Annotated in this window: 14 protein-coding genes, 2 pseudogenes and 1 other annotated feature; of the genes and pseudogenes, 1 reads left to right on the forward strand and 15 read right to left on the reverse strand. The window is 51.6% G+C overall.

The window, feature by feature from the left end; genetic code table 11:
* Nucleotides 1-39 precede the first annotated feature (39 nt).
* Nucleotides 40-274, reverse strand: a binding site (T-box leader).
* Nucleotides 275-312: 38 nt separating this feature from the next.
* The 5 genes and pseudogenes from dtd to secD form a co-directional block, all read right to left on the reverse strand.
* Nucleotides 313-756 (reverse strand): D-aminoacyl-tRNA deacylase, encoded by a 444-nt coding sequence (dtd, locus tag AC5LIL_RS09860; RefSeq protein ID WP_031421442.1) that lies wholly within the window; start codon nucleotides 754-756, stop codon nucleotides 313-315.
* 16 nt (nucleotides 757-772) lie between these two features.
* A complete protein-coding gene (locus AC5LIL_RS09865; protein ID WP_074035181.1) occupies nucleotides 773-2,962 on the reverse strand; it encodes a RelA/SpoT family protein in 2,190 nt (729 codons plus the stop codon).
* A 189-nt stretch (nucleotides 2,963-3,151) separates the two neighbouring features.
* The gene (locus AC5LIL_RS09870) at nucleotides 3,152-3,670 is read right to left on the reverse strand and encodes an adenine phosphoribosyltransferase (protein WP_074035183.1); all 519 of its coding nucleotides are present in this window, start codon (nucleotides 3,668-3,670) and stop codon (nucleotides 3,152-3,154) included.
* Between the two features lies 1 nt (nucleotide 3,671).
* Nucleotides 3,672-5,966: a single-stranded-DNA-specific exonuclease RecJ gene (recJ, locus tag AC5LIL_RS09875; protein WP_499824005.1), complete on the reverse strand. Its 2,295-nt coding sequence runs from the start codon at nucleotides 5,964-5,966 to the stop codon at nucleotides 3,672-3,674.
* 99 nt (nucleotides 5,967-6,065) lie between these two features.
* Nucleotides 6,066-8,283 (reverse strand): annotated as a pseudogene (secD, locus tag AC5LIL_RS09880) (protein translocase subunit SecD).
* A gap of 211 nt (nucleotides 8,284-8,494) precedes the next feature.
* Between secD and zupT the strand changes: the two are divergent.
* Nucleotides 8,495-9,355 (forward strand): zinc transporter ZupT, encoded by an 861-nt coding sequence (zupT, locus tag AC5LIL_RS09885; RefSeq protein WP_074035187.1) that lies wholly within the window; start codon nucleotides 8,495-8,497, stop codon nucleotides 9,353-9,355.
* A gap of 36 nt (nucleotides 9,356-9,391) precedes the next feature.
* Here zupT and AC5LIL_RS09890 read toward each other — a convergent pair whose 3' ends face one another.
* The 10 genes and pseudogenes from AC5LIL_RS09890 to AC5LIL_RS09935 all read right to left on the reverse strand — a co-directional run bounded on the left by AC5LIL_RS09890 (nucleotide 9,392) and on the right by AC5LIL_RS09935 (nucleotide 20,690).
* Nucleotides 9,392-11,164 (reverse strand): methyl-accepting chemotaxis protein, encoded by a 1,773-nt coding sequence (locus tag AC5LIL_RS09890; protein ID WP_499824006.1) that lies wholly within the window; start codon nucleotides 11,162-11,164, stop codon nucleotides 9,392-9,394.
* Between the two features lie 181 nt (nucleotides 11,165-11,345).
* The gene (gene yajC / locus AC5LIL_RS09895) at nucleotides 11,346-11,624 is read right to left on the reverse strand and encodes a preprotein translocase subunit YajC (RefSeq protein ID WP_211781462.1); all 279 of its coding nucleotides are present in this window, start codon (nucleotides 11,622-11,624) and stop codon (nucleotides 11,346-11,348) included.
* A gap of 84 nt (nucleotides 11,625-11,708) precedes the next feature.
* Entirely contained in the window at nucleotides 11,709-12,854 is a 1,146-nt protein-coding gene (tgt, locus tag AC5LIL_RS09900) for a tRNA guanosine(34) transglycosylase Tgt (RefSeq protein WP_015881169.1), read from the reverse strand.
* A complete protein-coding gene (gene queA / locus AC5LIL_RS09905) occupies nucleotides 12,851-13,894 on the reverse strand; it encodes a tRNA preQ1(34) S-adenosylmethionine ribosyltransferase-isomerase QueA (protein ID WP_499825362.1) in 1,044 nt (347 codons plus the stop codon). Before queA ends, tgt begins: the two co-directional genes overlap by 4 nt.
* Nucleotides 13,895-13,912: 18 nt before the next feature.
* The gene (gene ruvB, locus AC5LIL_RS09910) at nucleotides 13,913-14,914 is read right to left on the reverse strand and encodes a Holliday junction branch migration DNA helicase RuvB (RefSeq protein WP_214695364.1); all 1,002 of its coding nucleotides are present in this window, start codon (nucleotides 14,912-14,914) and stop codon (nucleotides 13,913-13,915) included.
* A 10-nt stretch (nucleotides 14,915-14,924) separates the two neighbouring features.
* Nucleotides 14,925-15,512, reverse strand: a complete 588-nt coding sequence (gene ruvA / locus AC5LIL_RS09915; RefSeq protein ID WP_499824007.1) for a Holliday junction branch migration protein RuvA — start codon at nucleotides 15,510-15,512, stop codon at nucleotides 14,925-14,927.
* 203 nt (nucleotides 15,513-15,715) lie between these two features.
* Nucleotides 15,716-17,062, reverse strand: a pseudogene (locus tag AC5LIL_RS09920) (IS1182 family transposase); the annotation flags it as partial.
* 329 nt (nucleotides 17,063-17,391) lie between these two features.
* Nucleotides 17,392-18,471 carry a quinolinate synthase NadA gene (gene nadA, locus AC5LIL_RS09925; protein WP_499824008.1) on the reverse strand — a complete coding sequence of 360 codons (1,080 nt, stop codon included), beginning with the start codon at nucleotides 18,469-18,471 and terminating at the stop codon, nucleotides 17,392-17,394.
* Nucleotides 18,434-19,303, reverse strand: a complete 870-nt coding sequence (gene nadC / locus AC5LIL_RS09930) for a carboxylating nicotinate-nucleotide diphosphorylase (protein ID WP_499824009.1) — start codon at nucleotides 19,301-19,303, stop codon at nucleotides 18,434-18,436. The genes nadA and nadC overlap by 38 nt, the downstream gene beginning before the upstream one ends.
* Nucleotides 19,257-20,690, reverse strand: a complete 1,434-nt coding sequence (locus AC5LIL_RS09935) for an L-aspartate oxidase (protein WP_499824011.1) — start codon at nucleotides 20,688-20,690, stop codon at nucleotides 19,257-19,259. Before AC5LIL_RS09935 ends, nadC begins: the two co-directional genes overlap by 47 nt.
* Nucleotides 20,691-20,762 lie beyond the last annotated feature (72 nt).

The raw sequence follows: 20,762 nt of genomic DNA on the forward strand, positions 1-20,762 counted from the left end.
CATTTCCCTCCTTAAAAAATACAAAAAGGCCCTCGTCCGCAAAGGGACGAGAGCCTGTGTAAGTTTCCCGTGGTACCACCCTCGTTGCAGAGCCATTACTTGAAACTCTGCCACTCGAAATCGGTTAACGCCCGATGAGACGGCTCCCCCTACTTATTTTCAAGGGAGCACCTCCAAAGTGTCGTTCGGGTCATCATCCAGTCGATGCTTTCAGCCAAGGCATCGCTCTCTTTGCTGGTGGGTTGACCGTACTCTTCTTTATCATAGGTGTTTGACTATATGCTTCATGATGCCGAATCAAGCCGGCATCTGTCAAGCGTTTTTTTCGAGCATGAGTGTGACCGGTCCGTCATTGACGAGTGCGACGTCCATCATCGCACCGAAGCGTCCCGTCTCGACGACGAGCCCGTTTGACCGGAGTCGCTCATTGAATTTTTCATAGAGCGTCTCGGCCATGTCCGGTTTTGCGGCCTTTGTAAAAGCAGGTCGCCGCCCTTTCATCGTATCTCCATACAATGTGAATTGCGAGACCGACAAGATTTGACCGGACACATCTTGAATCGATAAGTTCATCTTTTCTTGATCGTCCTCGAAGACGCGAAGTCCGGTCACCTTATCGGCGAGCCAGTTCACTTCTTCTTCAGTATCTTCATGTGTCACACCGACGAGAAGCAAGTATCCGGCGTTGATTGCCCCGACGACTTCTTCCTCGACTGTGACCGATGCTTCTTTCACTCGTTGCAATAATACACGCACGTTCCTCTTCCTTTCGTCACGTCATCATGACTCGGCTGACCGAATACACGTCTGAGATTTGTTTGATGCGCTCGACGACTTTCTGCAAATGATTCACGTTCGGAATCGAGATCGTCATCGAGATGCGCGCCTGTTTGTTTTGGTCGCCCCGACCACTGACGGCCACGATATTCGTATTCGTCGCCGATACCGCTTGAAGGACGTCGTTCAAGAGACCTGAACGATCATATCCCGTGATTTCGATATCGACGTTATAGTTCTTCTCTTTCGCCTGTCCGACTTCCCATTCGACGTCAAGAAGACGCTCCGGATGTTGTTCGTTGACGATGTTCAAGCAGTCTTTCCGGTGAATCGAGACGCCGCGTCCACGGGTAATGTATCCGACGATCTCATCTCCTGGGACCGGGTTACAGCAACGGCTCATACGGACGAGCATGTTGTCGATCCCTTTGACCGTTACGCCCGCTTCCGTCGTTTTCTTCTTCGGTGCCTGACTGACTTTTAGTTCGCTGATCGCTTCAGAAAGTTCGAGTTTCGGCTCTTTCCGCTGTTTCTCCGTCAATTTATGTGCGACTTGAGCGGCCGTGATGCCTTGGTAACCGACAGCGGCATACATCTCTTCCTCGTTCCCGAAGTTGAACTTCTCGACAACGATACTGAGTGCCGGCTCATCGATCACTTCTTTCGGTTCAAAACCAAGCTTCTTGATTTCTGCCTCGACGAGATCTTTCCCTTTCTCGACGTTCTCTTCACGCTGTTGACGTTTGAACCATTGACGAATCTTGTTCTTGGCCTGACTCGAAACCGCGAGTTTCAACCAGTCCTTGCTCGGTCCATAACTGTGCTTCGACGTGATGATCTCAATGATGTCACCCGTCTCGAGTTTATAGTCGAGCGGCACCATCCGACCGTTCACTTTCGCACCCGTCATTCGATGACCAATCTCCGTATGGATCCGGTAGGCGTAGTCGATCGGGACAGAGCCTTTCGGCAATTCGAATACGTCCCCTTTCGGTGTGAAGACGTAGAGCATATCGCTAAAGAAGTCGACTTTGAGCGATTCCATGAATTCCTCAGCATCGGTCGTATCTTTTTGAAGCTCAAGAATCTCACGCAGGTGCGCAATCTTCTCATCGAACCCGTTCGTCGAGACGTTCTTCCCTTCTTTATACGCCCAGTGTGCCGCAATCCCGAACTCGGCGATAAAATGCATGTCTTTCGTCCGAATCTGAACTTCGAGCGGCTCACCTTTCGGCCCGATCACGGTCGTATGGAGCGACTGATACATGTTCGGCTTCGGCATGGCGATATAATCTTTGAAGCGTCCTGGCATCGGCTTATATTGCGTGTGGATGATCCCAAGTACCGCATAACAATCGCGAATCGAGTCGACGATAATGCGGACCGCCATCAAATCATAAATTTCATTGAATTCTTTTTTATGCTTCACCATCTTATTGTAGATGGAATAGATATGTTTCGGTCGGCCGTTCACGTCGGCATCGATATGCACTTCTTCAAGAACTCCGTTCACTTCCGTGATGACAGAAGTGACGAGCGCTTCTCGTTCCGTTCGCTTCTGTTTCATCATCGAGACGATCTTGTAGTATTGCTGCGGGTTGATATAACGTAACGAAATATCCTCGAGCTCCCACTTGATCGTCGAGATCCCCATCCGGTGTGCGAGCGGGGCAAAGATTTCAAGCGTTTCTTCGGCCTTTTGGACTTGCTTTTCTTTCGGCATATGCTGAAGTGTCCGCATGTTGTGAAGACGGTCCGCGAGTTTGATCAAGATGACGCGCACGTCTTCTGCCATCGCGATGATCATCTTTCGATGGTTCTCGGCGAGCTCTTCTTTTTTCGACTTGTATTTGATCTTACCAAGTTTCGTGACGCCATCGACGAGCATGGCCACGTCCGGACCGAAGTCGTCCGTCAATTGTTGTAACGAAATATCCGTATCTTCGACAACATCATGCAAGAGCGCTCCGATAATCGTTGTGGCATCTAAGCCGATATCAACGAGAATACCGGCCACTTGGACCGGATGGAGGATATAGGGCTCGCCCGAACGTCGGAACTGACCGGTATGATGAAGTTTTGCGTATTCGTAAGCGCGTTTCACTTCGGCTATATCGTCGTCACCCATATACTCCCCGAGCGCGTCGAGAAGATCCTCAATACTTACGATTTGTTTTTTGGTCATAACATTCGACACCCTTTTTCTAACCGCTCCAATCGCCTCGGATTCGTCGCAGCATGGTAGTAGTTTATATTCAAGATTCTCTAATTTTTATAACCATTATCGAAAAAATCTGACGACCTGTCAAAGGTTGTAGGTTATTTTCCTCAAAAACTATTCAAAAACGGGAAGCATATGCTTCCCGTTTAAACATTAGTCTTCGTATCGGATGAGTGAGAAGACGTCATATCCTTCAAGACGCTCACGTCCACCGAGTCCGTCGAGTTCAATCAAGAACCCGATTCCTGCCACAACTCCACCGAGTTGTTCAATCATTTTGATTGTCGCTTCAATTGTTCCACCTGTCGCGAGCAAGTCGTCGAGGATGACGACTTGTTGTCCAGGTTGGATTGAATCTTTGTGCATCGTTAAGATGTCTGTTCCGTACTCGAGACCGTATGATACACGTACTGTCTCACGTGGTAACTTTCCTTCTTTACGTACAGGTACGAACCCGAGTTCAAGTGCATATGCTGCCGGGCAACCGACGACAAATCCGCGCGCTTCCGGTCCAGCAATCAACTCTGCTCCACGTTCACGTGCATAAGCGACGAGCTCATCTACCGATTTCTTGTAGACTTCGCCATTTTGCATGAGTGACGTGATGTCTTTGAAGCTGATTCCTTCCTTCGGGTAATCCGCTACTTCTTTAATATGATGTTTGAAATCCATTTTATGTGTATGCCTCCTGCATCTTGTTCGATCGCAACGATTGTAACCGCTCTTTGAGCTCCGCCAATGACGCGTATACGAAACGCTCTTCGAGTTGTTGGCGCCCAATCCGGCGTTGATAGCACGGCGCCTCGGTCAAATCGCGTTTCGGTGCTTCTGGATTGACTCCAGGCAGTCCGTCTTCCATTGTAACAAGAAATTCGAGTTCAGAGAATACTTGATGCATAAATTGAATCGTATTTTTTGACCATTTTCGCTCTTTTGACAGACGAATCAGGTTTTCACGTAGATTTTTCCGTTCGCATGTCGCCATGTGTACGTAATACGTTCGGAAATCCTCACGCGAAGGAAGCCGTTCAAAGAACGAGTCCCCTTGACCGAACGCGCAATAAATCCGCTCGACGCCTTCATGAAGCTTTTCTGCGAGGACATCTTCATCGTCAGGCAGATCGAGCAGGACGACGAAACGATTGAGCGGCTCATCTCCTTCATGGAGCGGGTAGTCTTCCGTTGTTCCCTGGAACGATAAGAACGACGTATGTTCTTTCGGTAAGTCCTTCAACTCTTGTACCGATTTTTTCTTGCCGCGATAGTCAAACACTTGGAAGTCATCGACGCGTAAGTCTTGAATCATGAGTTGAGGCTTTCGCATCCCGTTCCATTCATTCACTTGAAGACTGCCCATCACCGAGATGTGAGCCATCTGTGAGATTTCCGAGACGACATGTCCGAAACCGAAGCCGATGCCGTCGAGTTCACGCTTGTCTCCGGCGAGCTGTACTTTCAAGTGTGTCGCATCACGTCCGATTTGACGAATGTCGCGCAGTTTCGCATCTGCGACGACGACGCGGGGAGACGGGTTGCCCATCCCGAACGGTGCTAGTTTCGCAATCTCTGAAATCAAATCGAGCGAGACGTCATTGACCGTCAGCTTCAAATCGACGTTGACCCGCGGCACGAATACGTCATCTGGAATTATTTCCGCTTGGCGATTCAGTCGTTCACGCAATTCGGCGACGTTCTCGGACTGAAGCGTCATCCCGGCAGCGGCCGGATGCCCACCGAAGTGCGGCAAGATGTCTTCATTTTTCGAGAGTTCTTTAAATAAGTCAAACCCGTCAATCGAGCGACCCGAACCTTTCGCCTTGCCCGTCTCCGGGTCGTGGCAAAGGAGAATGACCGGACGATAGTACGCCTCGACGAGACGAGAGGCGACAATCCCGACGACACCCGGGTTCCACTTCTCACTCGCGACGACGAGCACACGGTCCTCGGTCATCGATGCTTCGACGAGTTCTTTCGCTTCAGCCGTAATCGTTTTGACGATGTCTTGACGTTCTTTATTTTGCTTGTCGAGTTGTTTCGCAAGTTCGAGCGCTTCTTCAACGTGTTCGGCAAGGAGCATTTGAAGCGCCGGCATCGCCGAATCGAGACGGCCCGCCGCATTGATCCGTGGCCCGAAGGCGAAACCGACCGATTCTTCGTTTAACACGCTATCACCAAGACCACACACTTCACGTAATGCTAAAATACCTGGTCGTTTCGAAGTTTCGAGTGCCGCGATTCCTTTTTTTGCGAGCAATCGGTTCTCACCGTCGAGTGGGACGAGGTCAGCAATCGTTCCGAGAACGGCCAAATCAAGGAGTTCCTCTGGCATTCTTCCTAAAACGGCATGTGCCACTTTGAGGGCGACCCCCGCACCGGCGAGTTTATCGTATGGATATCTCGGGTCGATGTGCGGGTGGATGATGGCATACGCATCCGGCAATGTCTCTTTCGGCTCGTGATGGTCCGTGATGATCAAATCGACACCGAGGTCTTTTAACAGTGTTGCTTCTTCGATCCCCGAGATCCCACAGTCCACCGTGATGACCAAGGTGAATCCTTCGTTCGCAGCCCATTGGAACGCTTCCTTGTTCGGTCCATATCCCTCCGTGAAACGGTTTGGGATATAGCACTCGGCCATGACACCAACCTCGGTCAAAGCGTGCCACATGACCGAAGAGGCACTGACACCATCGACATCATAGTCGCCATAGATGAGCACCATCTCACCCTCGTCCGCCGCCTGCTTGATCCGGGATACGACTTTTTCCATCTGTTCAAACAAATACGGGTCATGAAAGACGAGTTCTTCCTCGGCATACAAAAATGCCTTGGCCGCTTCTACATCCTGATGTCCACGCTGAACGAGCAACGTCGCAAGTTGTGCTGATATATTTAATTCGTTTTGTAAACGTGTGACGTCGTCCGGGTTCGTTTTCGGATAGAGCCACTGTTTCTTCGAATGGTACATGTCCTTCACTCCAATCAATTGTAGATTATAGCAGACCACGTGAAAGATGTGCCGTCTTGACATTTAAAAAGGTCTCCCGCTTGAAGGGAGACCCACTCGTTACGCCTCTGTGACCGGCGTATCTTTTTTCTTGTTGATGGTCGTGCGTTTAATAAGGAGCCACAAATACGATGCAATGAAGATCGAAGAATACATCCCCATGAGGAGACCAACGATGAGCGCGAGCGAGAAGCTTTGAATTGATTCTGCACCGAACGCATACAAGGCTATGGCTGTAACGAGTACTGTGATGACCGTATTCACGGACCGAACGATTGTCTCTTGAATCGACTTGTTGATGATCGACTCATAGACGTCCATCGACTTGATTTTTCGTTCTTTCTCATACGATGTGATATTCTCGCGGACCCGGTCGAACGTAACAATCGTATCGTTGACGGAATAACCGATAATCGTCAGGATCGCTGCGATGAAGTATAAGTTGACTTCAACTCCAAAGAGCGAGAATGCGACGATCATGAAGAAGGCATCGTGTAACATCGCCACCACGGTCGCAACCGCATAGGAGAACTGGAAACGGACCGTGATATACAGGATGATCCCAATCGACGCAACGGCTACCGCGTACAAAGCATTTTTCGCCAAGTCACGACCGACTTGAGCCGAGACGGTGCTGATGTTCGGGTCGTTCCCGAACTGTTCTGTGAACGCCGTCTTGACGTTCGCGACTTCCTCTTGACCCAATTGTCCAACAAACGTCACGTATGCCAAACGTCCTTCATCAGCATATTGGACGCTCGAAATCTCTTGGTTGACACCGGCATCGTTGAACGCTTGTGTGAATTCTTCTTGCGAGACACGTTCTTCTGTTAAAATCTCGACACGTGTTCCTGAAGCAAAGTCAATCCCAAGGTTCAATCCTCGGAAGAACAAGAGACCGATTCCGAGAACGACGATTGCTGTCGAAACCAAGAACATCGTGCGCATATGTTTGACGTAATTCCATTCAGTAAGCTTAAAGTTCACGGATTTCACTCTCCTTCACACCAAACCATCCTTTACGTTTGTCGAACAGACGACTTGAGACAAGGAGGTGCATCAAATAACGTGAGATGAATACGTTCGAGATGAACGTCATCCCGATTGAGATCATGAGCATGACGGCGAACCCTTTGACCGAGCTTTGTCCAAAGTAGAACAAGACCGCAGCCGAGATGAGCGTCGTCAAGTTGGCATCAATGATCGTACTGAGGGAACGACGGTTACCTGCACGGAATGCCGACAAGACCGACTTCCCAGAGCGGAGCTCATCTTTGATTCGTTCCGCCGTGATGATGTTCGCATCGACCGCCATCCCGACCCCGAGGACAAGTGCCGCAATCCCTGGGAGCGTCAAGACCGCATTGATTCCATTGAAGAACAACATGATCAAGTTAATATACAGTACAAGCGTGATGATCGACACGAGTCCAGGTAGACGATAGAAGAACAACATGAAGATGAACACGGCAATGATCCCGATTGTAGCGGCAAATACCGTTTCTTCTAATGCGTCTTGACCGAACTGAGCCGATACCGACGTCGAGTAGATTTCGTCAAGTTTGACCGGGAGCGCCCCTGCGTTCAAGATGTCCGCAAGGCGTTGACCGCTTTCCGCGTCAATTCCACCACCTGAGATGATGGCTTTATCCGATAAGATCGGACTCGTTACCGAAGCATCTGACACAATTTTCGAGTTCTCTTTTTGAACTTCTTCCTCATATGTGTCGCCCTCTTCATAGTCGAGCCAGATGACCAGACGGTTCTCAGGAGCTGGACGTTGTGCAATCTCAGATGTCACTTCGCCAAACTTGTCGGCCGATTGAAGTGTCAGCTCAACGACCGGTTGTCCTTGTTGGTTGTAGCTGAGCGCTGCCCCACGCGGCGCCAAGTCTTTCCCGTCGAGCAAGACGTTGTCATCCACGTCACGGAACGTCAATTGTGCTGTTGACGAGATGACTTCGCGCGCTTCGTTTTGGTTCGATACGCCAGCGAGCTGGACACGGATTCGATTGTTCTCTTCGATTCGAACGTCCGGTTCGGAAACCCCTAGGACGTTGATTCGGTTGTTGATGGCGCGAACGGTTGCATTCATCGCCGACTCGTCGATGACGTCGCCGTCTTCGAGCGGTTGTACTTCATACAAAACTTCGAATCCACCTTTTAAGTCGAGTCCGAGGTTTGTGTTCTTGACGACCCAAGGTGTCGAGAACACAGCGAGCAGGATTGTCGCAATCATGATGATCGCGAAAATCGCAATGTTGCCTTTTTTGTACATACGACTATTTCCTTTCTAAACCACTGTTCTTGATGTAACTTCTCTCGTTAACATTACAAATTTTCTAAACATTTATCAATCATTTTCCTAAAATTGTAACGTCTATTCACGTAAATGTAGCGTTAATTTGCATATAAGACTAAATGTTGCGCAAGGGCAAAACTTCATGTATGATGTAGCTAACATCACAACATCAAAGGAGTCTTTCCACATGGACAGCACAATCATTTTTGCGTTTCTCCTCACCTTGTTCGCAGGGCTTGCGACGGGAATCGGGAGTATGATCGCATTCTTTGCGAAACGAACAAACACGGCTTTCTTGTCCATCTCTCTCGGATTTTCAGGCGGTGTCATGATTTACGTATCGTTCATCGAGATTTTCCCAAAGGCACTTGAGGAACTTGTCGGTGCACACGGGGAATATACCGGAACGATTTACACCGTCCTCGCGTTCTTCGGGGGAATGTTCTTGATTGGTATGATTGATAAGTTCATCCCGAAAATGGAGAACCCGCACGAGGTCAAGTTCGTTGAATCGATGCAGAACGATCCGTCAACGCAAGAGTTGGCAACGACAGCAACAAATGAAGCGGCTCCAATCAATCATCCTGAGACACAAAGTCGTCTAAAGAAAATGGGGATTTTCATGGCACTCGCCATCGGGATTCACAACTTTCCGGAAGGACTTGCGACGTTCATCTCGGCGCTCGATGACCCAACCGTCGGTGTGGCCATCGCCATCGCCATCGCACTGCATAACATTCCGGAAGGGATTGCCGTCTCCGTCCCGATTTATTATGCGACAGGATCACGGAAGAAGGCGTTCAAACTTTCGATGTTATCCGGTCTCGCCGAACCAGCTGGGGCTGCCATCGGATTTTTGATTCTCATGCCATTTTTAAGCGACACGGTCTTCGGGCTGTTATTCGCGGCAGTCGGAGGGATCATGGTCTTCATCTCACTCGACGAGTTGCTTCCTGCCGCCCGTGAATATGGGAATGCCCATCATTCAATGTACGGAATGGTCGCCGGGATGATTGTCATGGCGACGAGTCTTATCCTATTAATGTAACAAGCAATGCCCTGACGCGAGACGTCAGGGCATTTGTCATGTCGTCTTAAACACATGGACGACATCTTTTAATTCGGACGACATATGACTCATCGTCTCTGCGATGCTGTTGATTTCTTGAATCGCCGCAAGTTGTTCCTCGACATTGGCCCCCGCCTCTTCGACGCTCCGTTGTGTCGAGACGGCGTTCGTGGACATATCCTCGACCGAAACGGCAACTTCTGTCGTATTGGCACTGACTTCTTCTGTCGCAGCGGCAATCTCACTCATCTGACGCGACGTCTCTTCAATGACCGATACAATCTCACGGAACGCCGAGGCGACTTCACCCATCTGTGATACCCCACTCTCGACATGCACGCTCGATTCTTCAAACGCGGTCTCGACTTGCTCCGTGTCTCGCTGGATGTCACGGACGACGGTCTGAATTTGAATGGCAGATTGCTTCGACTCCTCGGCAAGCTTTCTCACTTCTGCCGCGACGACCGCGAAACCTTTCCCATGTTCTCCCGCACGTGCCGCCTCGATGGCCGCATTGAGCGCAAGCAAGTTCGTCTGTTCCGTAATGGCCGTGATGGAGCGGGTAATCTTCTCAATCTCAAGCGACTGGTTCGAAAGACGAGTCACCATCTGTTGCGTGAGCTCATTGGCGCGACGAATCTCTTGCATTCGTTTCTCCGCTAATTGAACGGTCTCAAGCCCACCGTTTGCCGCTTCAAGTGTATGAATCGTCTGTTCATTCACGCCTTGTGACGCTGCGGCAATCTGGTTCAATCCATCAACCGCTTGATTGACGCCAATCGTCCCTTCTTCCGCTCGTTTAGACGACCCTTGGGCCGCCACATTCATGTCTTCAAACAAACGAGAGACACCTTGAGTCGTTGTCGCCACGTGGTCCGTACTCGCATACAGTTCTTCTGAATAGGCAGTGACTTTTTCTGAAGCTTCTCCTACCCGACGAATCAATCCGACAAGGTTATGTTTCATCTCGTTGAAAGCCGTGACAAGGTCTCCGAGCTCATCGTTTGAGGCAACCTCAATATCTTCGCCCGTCAAATCCCCGCCCGCCATAATTCGTGCTTGACGACCGAGTCGGTTGATCGGTTTTAAGAAGAGACGTTGCAGGGCGAGCAAGGACAGGATTCCAATCACGACACCGACGACGCTGATGACAAGCATCCAGAGGATCGAGCTCTCCGCTTCGGCTTGCACAGCCTTCGTCTCTGACGCGAGGAGATCACCTTTGTATTCGACAAGGTCTGTCACCGTCATCCGAACACGGTCCGTCGTCGGCGTCACGCTCGTATTGAGAACCGTTTTATACCCAATCTCATCTTGTTGCTGGCGAAGTTCGATGGCACGATTCATTTCACGGTCCAACAACTCGTTAAATTTCTCCAAATCGCCCAACCAAGATAAAATCTTCTCATCTGAAGAGGATGCCTTCAGTGAAGCCATCAACTCGTCACGCTGCTCCTGGACACTTTGCAGACTGATGAGTGTTTTCGGATTGGCAACGAGCATATAGTAATTCAAATAACGTTCCGCATCGGTCACCGCGAGCGACAGATTTTCAGCCAACAGCATCTCCTGTGTCCCCTCGCTCAACACCCGGTCATATGCGGCAGTCGATTGTCTCAGTTGATATGAACCAAGCGCCCCGACAAGAACGAGAGCAATAATTGTGGGTACTAGCGCAATCGACATTCGTCTTCTGAGAGAAGAACGTCCCTTCTGTTTTGTACCACTCCGCTTCCATGTCCACCCTTTCCAATTCTTTATCGGTCGTACCAATCGTTTCACGTCCATGTCATCCGTTCTCCTTCATCTCGAATTTCTTCTCAACTTGACATTAATGCAAACGTTTTCATGAATCAAATCGATTTTTCGAAATGAGGTGGATGAATCACCGAATTGACATACTTTGTCAAAAAACAGTCGCTTTTCTATAAAAAAAGCGTCTGACCATAATGGTCAGACGCTTACTGGCTTATTCCTCAAATGAGGCATTCGCTTTTTTCACGACTTCCGCAACTGCGCTTCGGTTGAAACGGAGAAGCGATTGATCGCATTTCAAAACGACATGTGTGTCTTCGATTTGATGAACGACGCCGTGTAAACCGCCGATTGTGACAACGTTGTCGCCACGCTCGAGGGCGTTTTGCATCGCTTGAACTTCTTTTTGGCGTTTCGTCTGTGGACGAATCAACAAGAAGTAAAATACGACGAAAATCAAGATCATTGGTAATAACGCAACGATTGTTTCCATGAGTAACATTCACCCTTTCCTTCAATATCAGGTTCATTATACCGTGAAACTGAAGCATTGTCACACAATGTCCGACACGTTTGCTTAGAAATTCTTCGCGTTCGGCTTGTTGTAGCCGTATTCTTCGAAGAACTCTTCTTTGAAATCGAGCAAACGGTCTTCGCGAATCGCTTGACGAACCTGCTCCATCAACTTCACAAGGAAGTGAAGGTTGTGTGTCGTACATAAGTGAAGGCCGAACATCTCGTCCGCACGAATCAAATGATGGACATAGGCACGTGAGTAGTTCTTACACGTGTTGCAGTCACACTTCTCATCAATCGGGCCGAAGTCTGTCTTATACTTCGCTTGCTTGATTGTGACGCGACCTTTCGAAGTCATGAGCGTCCCGTTCCGTGCAATCCGTGTCGGGAGGACACAGTCGAACATATCAATTCCACGAATCGACCCTTCAATCAATGCATCCGGCGAACCGACACCCATCAAATAACGTGGTTTGTTTTCCGGCATGAGCGGCGTCGTGAACTCGAGGGCACGATACATGACGTCTTTCGGTTCACCAACCGAGAGACCGCCGACCGCATATCCTGGGAAATCGAGTGAGACGAGATCTTGTGCACTTTGACGACGAAGGTCCTCATATTCCCCACCTTGAATGATCCCGAAGAGCGCTTGGTCTTCTGGACGCTCGTGTGCCTCAAGGCAACGTTCTGCCCAACGGCTCGTGCGTTCGACCGACTTCTTCATGTATTCATGCGTCGCCGGATAAGGTGGGCACTCATCGAATGCCATCATGATATCCGAGCCGAGCGCGTTTTGAATCTCCATCGCCTTTTCCGGTGACAAGAACAACTTGTCGCCGTTCAAGTGGTTTCGGAAATGCACGCCTTCTTCTTGAATGTTTCGGAGGTCGGCAAGTGAGAACACTTGGAAGCCGCCTGAGTCCGTGAGAATCGCGCCGTCCCAGTTCATGAACTTATGAAGCCCGCCAGCTTGTTTGATGACCTCATGTCCCGGGCGGACCCATAGATGATACGTGTTCGACAAGATAATGTTCGCACCCATCGCCTTTACCTGTTCTGGTGCCATCGTCTTGACACTCGCTTGCGTCCCGACCGGCATAAAGACCGGTGTTTCGAACGACCCGTGCGGCGTATGGACGATTCCGTGCCGCGCTCCGGTCTGTTTACATGTGTGAATGTGTTCGTATGTGACTGCGTGTTTTGTCATTGTGTTACTTCCTTCCTCGTGATGAGCATCGCGTCTCCAAAACTGAAGAAGCGGTATCGTTCTGCGACCGCAGTCCGATAAGCGTGTAAGATGATGTCGCGCGTCGCGAATGCCGAGACGAGCATGACGAGTGTCGATTTAGGCAAGTGGAAGTTCGTGATCAATCCATCGATTGCTTTCAATTCGACACCAGGGTAGATAAAGATATCCGTCCAGCCCGATGACTCGACGAAGTCCCCATGGTCTCGCATGATTGTCTCGAGCGTGCGTGTCGATGTCGTACCGACCGCAAAGATGCGACCGCCACTCGACCGGACATCTCGGAGCGCTTCAGCCGATTGAGCTGACAACTCGAAATATTCGCTATGCATCGTATGTTCTTCAATCGAATCAGCCGTCACCGGACGGAACGTACCGAGACCGACGTGAAGCGTGAGCGGGATCAACCGAACACCTTTCGCCTTCGCTGCCTCGAGCAGTTCTTCTGTAAAATGAAGACCTGCTGTCGGAGCGGCTGCACTGCCACGTTCCCGCGCATAGACCGTTTGATAACGATCTTGGTCATCGAGTTGTTCACGGATGTACGGTGGGAGTGGCATCGTTCCGAGTTCGTCTAAAATCTCGTAGAAGATACCGTCGTAGTCAAACTTGAAACGACGACCTCCTTCCGGGAGTTCCTCGACGCATTCCGCGCGGAGAAGTCCGTCACCGAATTCGACGATGGAACCGACGCGAACTTTTTTCGCCGGTTTGACGAGTGCTTCCCATACGTCGTCCTCCGTCTGCTTCAACAAGAGCAACTCGACTTTCCCGCCTGTTTCTTGTTTCGCTCCGAAGAGACGAGCCGGTAAGACGCGCGAATCGTTGACGACGAGCGCATCTCCCTCGTTCAAGTAGTCGAGCACGTCACGGAAATGACGATGCTCGATGTCTCCTGTCTCACGGTCCAACACGAGCAGACGTGAGCTCGTCCGATCGAGCAACGGAACTTGCGCAATCAACTCTTCTGGCAATTCAAAATCATAATCGTTTACGTTCAATTGAATGTCTTGCATACCTTACTCCTCTTCCTCTTCATAACCAAAATGCGACTTGGCAAACTGTGTGATCATCCGTCCTCGCGGCGTCCGCTGCAAGAACCCTTGTTGTAATAAATATGGCTCGTAGACGTCTTCGATCGTCTGAGCATCCTCGCCGATGGTTGCGGCGAGCGTCTCAAGCCCGACCGGTCCCCCTCCAAATCGTTCCACCATGGCCCGAAGCAATCGGTGGTCGACTTCATCGAGTCCGAGTGCATCGACGTGTAGACGGTCGAGCGCATCGGATGCGAGCACCGGATCGATTTCTTTCGTGCCGGCCACTTGCGCGAAGTCACGGACTCGACGCAAGAGACGATTGGCGATTCGCGGTGTCCCTCGCGAGCGCTTCGCAATCGCGCCACTCGCCTCAGGTGAGATCGAAAGGCGGAACAGCTGGGCCGTCCGACTGACGATGGCCGCGAGTTCATGTGGCTCATAGTATTCAAGTTTCAATGTGACCCCGAAACGGTCCCGAAGCGGTGCCGATAACATCCCGGCCCGCGTCGTCGCCCCAACGAGCGTGAACGGCGGCAAATCGATGCGTACGCTTCGTGCCATCTCACCTTGTCCGTAGACGATGTCGAGACAGTAATCTTCCATCGCTGGATAGAGAATTTCTTCAATCGTCCGGCTCAACCGGTGAATCTCATCGATAAATAAGACGTCACCCGGCTCAAGTGTCGAGAGGATCGCTGCCAGGTCACCCGGGCGTTCAATCGCTGGTCCGGCGGTCGTCTTGATGCCGACGCCCATCTCGTTGGCGATAATTTGCGCGAGCGTCGTCTTCCCGAGTCCCGGTGGTCCATACAATAGGACATGGTCGAGCGTCTCACTGCGAAGTTTAGCGGCCTGAATGAAGACCGACAAATTGCCTTTCGCCTTTTCCTGCCCGATATATTGCTCGAAGCGCTGCGGACGTAAGCTCCACTCTTCAGAGTCTTCATATTGCTGATGAGATTGTGACAACAATCGTTCGTCCATAGCTTCCTCCTTATTTCAATAACAGCTGTAGCGCGCGTTTTATGTACGCGTCGGTCGTCAAGATCTCCCCGCTCAATGCTTTGCGGACTTTCGCGATCTCTCGTTCAGAATATCCGAGGGCGACGAGCGCCTCACACGCCTCGTCGAGTTCTGATGCACCTTGTGCGAATAATCCTTCGTTCGGCACATAATCCGGTGCAAGTTCGGATAACTTCCCTTTCAAGTCGAGTGCCATCTGTTTGGCCGTCTTCTTCCCGACTCCCGGGAACTTCGTCAAATACTTCTCATTCTCGGTTTCAATCGCATCGATCAACGCGTCGATATCTCCAGAGGCGACGATGGCGAGTGCCCCTTTCGGTCCGATGCCGCTCACGCTAAGGAGTTTATTGAAGAGCTCCCGTTCCCGGCGTGACCGGAAACCGTATAGCGTCTGTTGATCTTCACGGACGTAATGATACGTAAACACGATTACATGTTCGTCTTGTTCACGATAAAAAAACGGGTTAGGCACATGTACTTTGTAGCCGACGCCCGAGACATCTAACGTTATATATTCCGCACACACATAGGCGACGGGTCCTTTTACGAATTCAATCACGGTGTAATCTCCTTTTCGGTCGGAAAAACTGCATTTATTGTACCATAACGAGCGATATGAAAAAAGGACAGGCGTTTGCCTGTCCTCAGGCTGTTGACGAACCAGATCGCAAGATGCGATCTGGTTCGTCTTTTTTTATGTTCAACGAGCTTGAGGCGTTCTGTCCGACAAAAGATTGAAGAAATGTTATGTAGACAGTCCTTTCTGGCCAACAGGTTGGCCAGCTTCTTCATGTTTTGTGCGGTGGCTGCCACCAGATTGGCGCGTTGGACCTTCGCGGTCCCCCTGTAGAAGGTGAAACGGAGCCCGTGGAGCTCTTTCCCATCGGCGAACGAGCGCTCGACGGTCTGTGGCCGCAGTCGGTAGAGGGATTTTCCAGTCGCGGACAGGCGGTTCTCGTTCACCTGCTCACGGTAATGTTCATCGACGTGGCGTGTGATGTCCCTTCGGTGCGTCCGGCTGGACGTGCACTTCTCGAGGAGAGGGCAGTTCTGACAGATGGAGGGGTCGGACACGTAATGGTGATAGCCGTGGCGGTCCGTCGTCTGATAGGTGAGGCGCTGTCGCGCCGGACAGAGATATGCATCTTCCTCGGGCAGGTACGTGTACCGGGTCTTGCGGAACATCCCCTTCTTTCCGCCGAAACGCCTCCGGGCGATGACCCCGAAGATGCCCCGTTCGACGAGCGCCTTCGCCGATCCCGGTCGTGAAGTAGCCGGCATCGAGTGCGACCGCCTCAAGCGGGAAATGGAAACGTTCGAGGACATGGTCGAGCCGATTGAGATAGACGGTGCTGTCCGAGACGTTCCCGGGTGTGACGTGTACATCGACGATGAAATTGTGCTTGGCGTCGACCGTCCGATGCGCCAGCCAGAAAAAGCCTTCCGGCTTCTGGTCACGATACATGTATCCCGCATCCGGGTCGGTCCGGCTCATCTTGACGAGCCGGCGCTCCCTCTTCTCAGATGCCGGTTTCAGTTCTTTTTTCCGCGTTCGGCCCGTTCCTCGTTCACGCGGGTGAGAAGCTCGTCCTCGATCGCACCGACGACCCGTTCGACCTCTACCTTGTCGAATTTCTTCTTGTTCGCGTTCGCTCGGATGTGCGTGGAATCCGTTATCAGGATGCGTCCGGAGACGAGACCGTGAGATTCCGCCTGTCGGACGATGTCCTCGAAGATTTGTTGGAACACGTCGTTCCCCTGGAAGCGTCGGCGGTAGGCCTGGCTGATCGTCGAATGGTCGGGAACCTTCTCATCGATGCCGAGACCGAGGAACCAACGATAGGCGAGGTTCGTCTGAACCTCCCTCACGGTCTGGCGCACGGAACGGATGTTGAACAGGGGTCCGAGTAGGATAATCTTGATGATGATCTCCGGATCGATGCCGGGCGTACCGGTGTTCGAATAGAGCGGGGCGCAGAGCCGGTGCACGATCGAGAAGTCGATGTGACGGTCGAGTCTCCGGACAAGATCATCCTGCGGGACCAGCTGGTCCAACGTGGTCTTCGACTGGATCGGTTCATGTCGTTTCTCAGAATGGGCGCGATACATATCGGGTTCCTCCTTTTGATGACGGGCGAACTTGTTGTTTACCTTCTTCTTTCCCTGTTTGTAAGGGTTCGAAGTATGTATCAGGCTTTTTCTTCGGCCATCGAGGCCTCAGAAAAAGACAAACGGCCGTCAGATGACGACCGTTTGCGTTGCTCGCCCAACGGCGCCCCGACTCCGACAGGAAAGCAATCCGACGGAGACCCAGCAGCGACCTAGGTCGCGATGCGGCTCCGGGATTGCCTGCGGAAAGCGTGGGCGCCGGACAGGCGAGCGATATGATTCATGTTAGTCAACAAGCTGAGGACAGGCGTTTGCCTGTCCTGAAGCGATTACCGTGCGAGCATACGTTCAAGTGCACGTTTCGACCACTCTGTCGTCTCAGCATCGACGCGAATGACGTTCACAGGGTCCGTCTCGAGCGACTCGAGCGCCCAGAGGAGATGTTGCAAGTCGATTCGGTTCATCGTCAGACACGGACACATGAACGGGTTCAACGAGACGATATCGAGATGCGGGTACGTCGCCGCCAATCGGTTCACGAGGTTCATCTCCGTCCCGACCGCCCATTTTGTCCCGGGTTCACTCGCATCAATCTTGTCGATAATATACGACGTCGATCCGGCCTCGTCGGCTGCCTGCACGACATCAAACGTACATTCCGGATGGACGATGATGCGACGATCCGGTTCGCGCTCACGGAACGATTGAATTTGCGAGACCGTAAATTTCTCATGGACAGAACAATGCCCTTTCCAAAGAATGACCCGAATCTGTTCGAGTTCTCCTTCTGCCACTAGTTCTTCGCGGAGCGGATCCCAGACGGCCATCGCCTCGAGCGGGATGCCAAGGTCATACGCCGTATTCCGTCCGAGATGCTGGTCGGGAAGGAACAAAATGCGCTCTCCTGCTTCTAGCGCCCAGCGGACGATTTCATGTGCGTTCGACGATGTGACCGTCGCCCCGCCATGACGTCCGACAAATGCCTTGATGGCCGCCGTCGAATTGACGTATGTAATCGGGATGATTCCTTCCCCGAACTGCTCCGTCAATTCTTCCCACGCAATCTCTGTCTGATCGATATCAGCCATGTCTGCCATGGAGCAACCGGCCCGCATATCAGGTAAGACGACAATCTGGTCGTCGCGTGTCAACATGTCTGCTGTCTCCGCCATGAAATGCACGCCACAGAAGACGATGAATTCCGCTTCGCTCATCTGTTCTGCGAGGCGTGCGAGCTGGAGCGAATCCCCTGTCGCGTCCGCGAATTGGACGACCTCGTCTTTTTGATAATGATGCGCCGGTAAGAAGAGACGTGTCCCGAGCCGGTCCTTGACCGCTTGAATCCGCGTCTCCATTTCCTCCACTGATAGATTAGCGTACGTCGGTGGGAGTGTTCCGAGTAGTTGCATGTTTCATTCCTCCTTGTAAATTCATACTGCAGTCGAGCGCCCGTACCGAGTGGGTCAACTGACCGAGTGAAATGACATCGATGCGAATCCCTTTATAGTCGGAAATCGTGTCGAGCGTGATGCCGCCAGACACTTCGATGGTGACATGGTCCGGAATATGCTGGACCCATTCTCGCAGTTCATCGGGTGTCCGATTATCGAGCATCACAATATCCGGATTCGCTTGAACGGCTTCTAAGAGTTGCGCGAACGACTCGACCTCGACTTCGATTGGAGTTGTATGACCGACTCTTGAGCGCGCGGCGTGAATGGCTTTTGTCACACCACCGAGTGCGACGATATGGTTATCTTTGATCATGACGGCATCGTCGAGGCGGAGCCGATGGTTGTAGCCGCCACCGACACGAACGGCGTACTTCTCAAGCATGCGGAGTCCTGGTGTCGTTTTCCGCGTATCCGTGACGTGAATCGAGTCGTCATCGAGCGCATCGACACATTGACGTGTCATCGTCGCAATCCCGCTCACACGCTGAATCACATTCAATAGGACGCGTTCCGTCTCTAATAGGACACGAGTCTTCCCTTTCAAGATGATCAGTTCATCGCCTGGTTCAATCCGCTTCCCGTCATCTCGGCAATCCACCAATTCGAGTTGCTGCATTCTAGCGAGCTCTTGGACGATCGGCTTCCCGCAGAAGACGCCTTGCTCTTTTGCGATGATGGTCGCGATTGACTCGTCGTGTTCATCGATCAGCTCACTCGATAGATCGCCATATCCGATATCCTCAATCAGAAACTGTCGTAGCTGTTCGCGTAGATAAATCGTGTTCATCGTACCTCTCCATTTCGAGGATGCTTTGCGCGATGAGGCGCGCCGCATCAAGTTGTAAAGTTTGTTCACTTAATTGTCTTGTCACGTGTTTCGTCAAGGTCAACGTTTGGGTATTTTGTAAGAAACATTTCATTTCGTCGTGATTCGGTGAAATCGTCAACCACTTGCCGATTTGTTGGCGGAGCGAACGGAACGTGTCAGGTGAGATGTCATACGCCATCACATCGCTCGTTGCAAAGCCTCTGTCCTTCACTTGAATCGCCTCGGCGACACGTTTTCCGAACACCCAGCATTCCAAGAGTGAATTCGAGGCGAGTCGATTCGTACCGTGTACACCTGCTTCCGCCACTTCTCCGACGGCATACAAACCGTCGACGTCCGTTCGACCCACGTCATCCACTTCGATTCCCCCCATATGAAAATGAAGCCCTGGGCGAACGGGGATTTGGCGAAGGTCGATGCCTAACTTGTCACACGTCATTGCGAGTTTCGGGAACCGGTCACGTAATCGCGTCACGCCAGACGTATCGAGAAAGACGTGTCCAGCCTGGTCTGTCAGGACACGGGCCACCACGTCTCGAGGGGCGAGACTCCCAAGCGGGTGATGCGCCATCACATCGTTTCCAGATGTATCGACCAGTCTTGCACCGGCACCACGGAGCGCCTCGGTGACGAGATGAGGTTCATCGGCGGCCAACAAGGTCGGGTGAAATTGGATCCGCTGTAAGTTCGTCAGTTTGGCCCCGCATCGATTTGCCAAGACGAGACCGTCACCGGTCACCGTCTGCGCGTTCGAGGTCCAATCGACAAGTCCACCGATTCCGCCGGTCGCGAGAACGACGGCACCTGCCTCGATGTGTAGCCATTTTTCTTTCTGAAACGCCAACGCACCGACGACTCGTCCTTCCTTCATCACAAGGTCATGGACGAGGACGTGTTCGAGCATGTTCACGTTATCCGGTAAAGACTGGCGCAAGTGCCGCATGACATGTCGACCGGTCTCGTCACCCCCGGCATGAAAGATGCGATGCAACCGATGAGCCCCTTCCCGTCCGAGGGCATACCCGTCCTCGTCACGATCGAAGCGGACACCGAACCGTTCCATCTCTTTAATCGCTCGACGTCCTTCTTCAACGAGAATGTCGACGCGTTCTGAGAACGATGTCTGATTCGAAGCAAGCATCGTGTCTTCTTTATGTGCCTCACTCGTCTCCTCGAGATACGAGCTCGCAATTCCCCCCTGTGCCAAATCGGAGTTCGTCGACGTCGCCTCCCCTTTGGAGACGAGGAGGACAGACAAAGAGGATGGCACATGTAGCGCCGTCGTGACGGCGGCAAGTCCTGTTCCAATAATCAAAATGTCGGTTTTCTCTATATGTAAAGACACTTGTATATCACCTGTTTTTCATATGTAATGTTGACTTGTAAACTAGTTTCGCATAATTTTGTGTAGAAGACA

The sequence above is a fragment of the Exiguobacterium sp. RM11 genome (assembly GCF_059821525.1).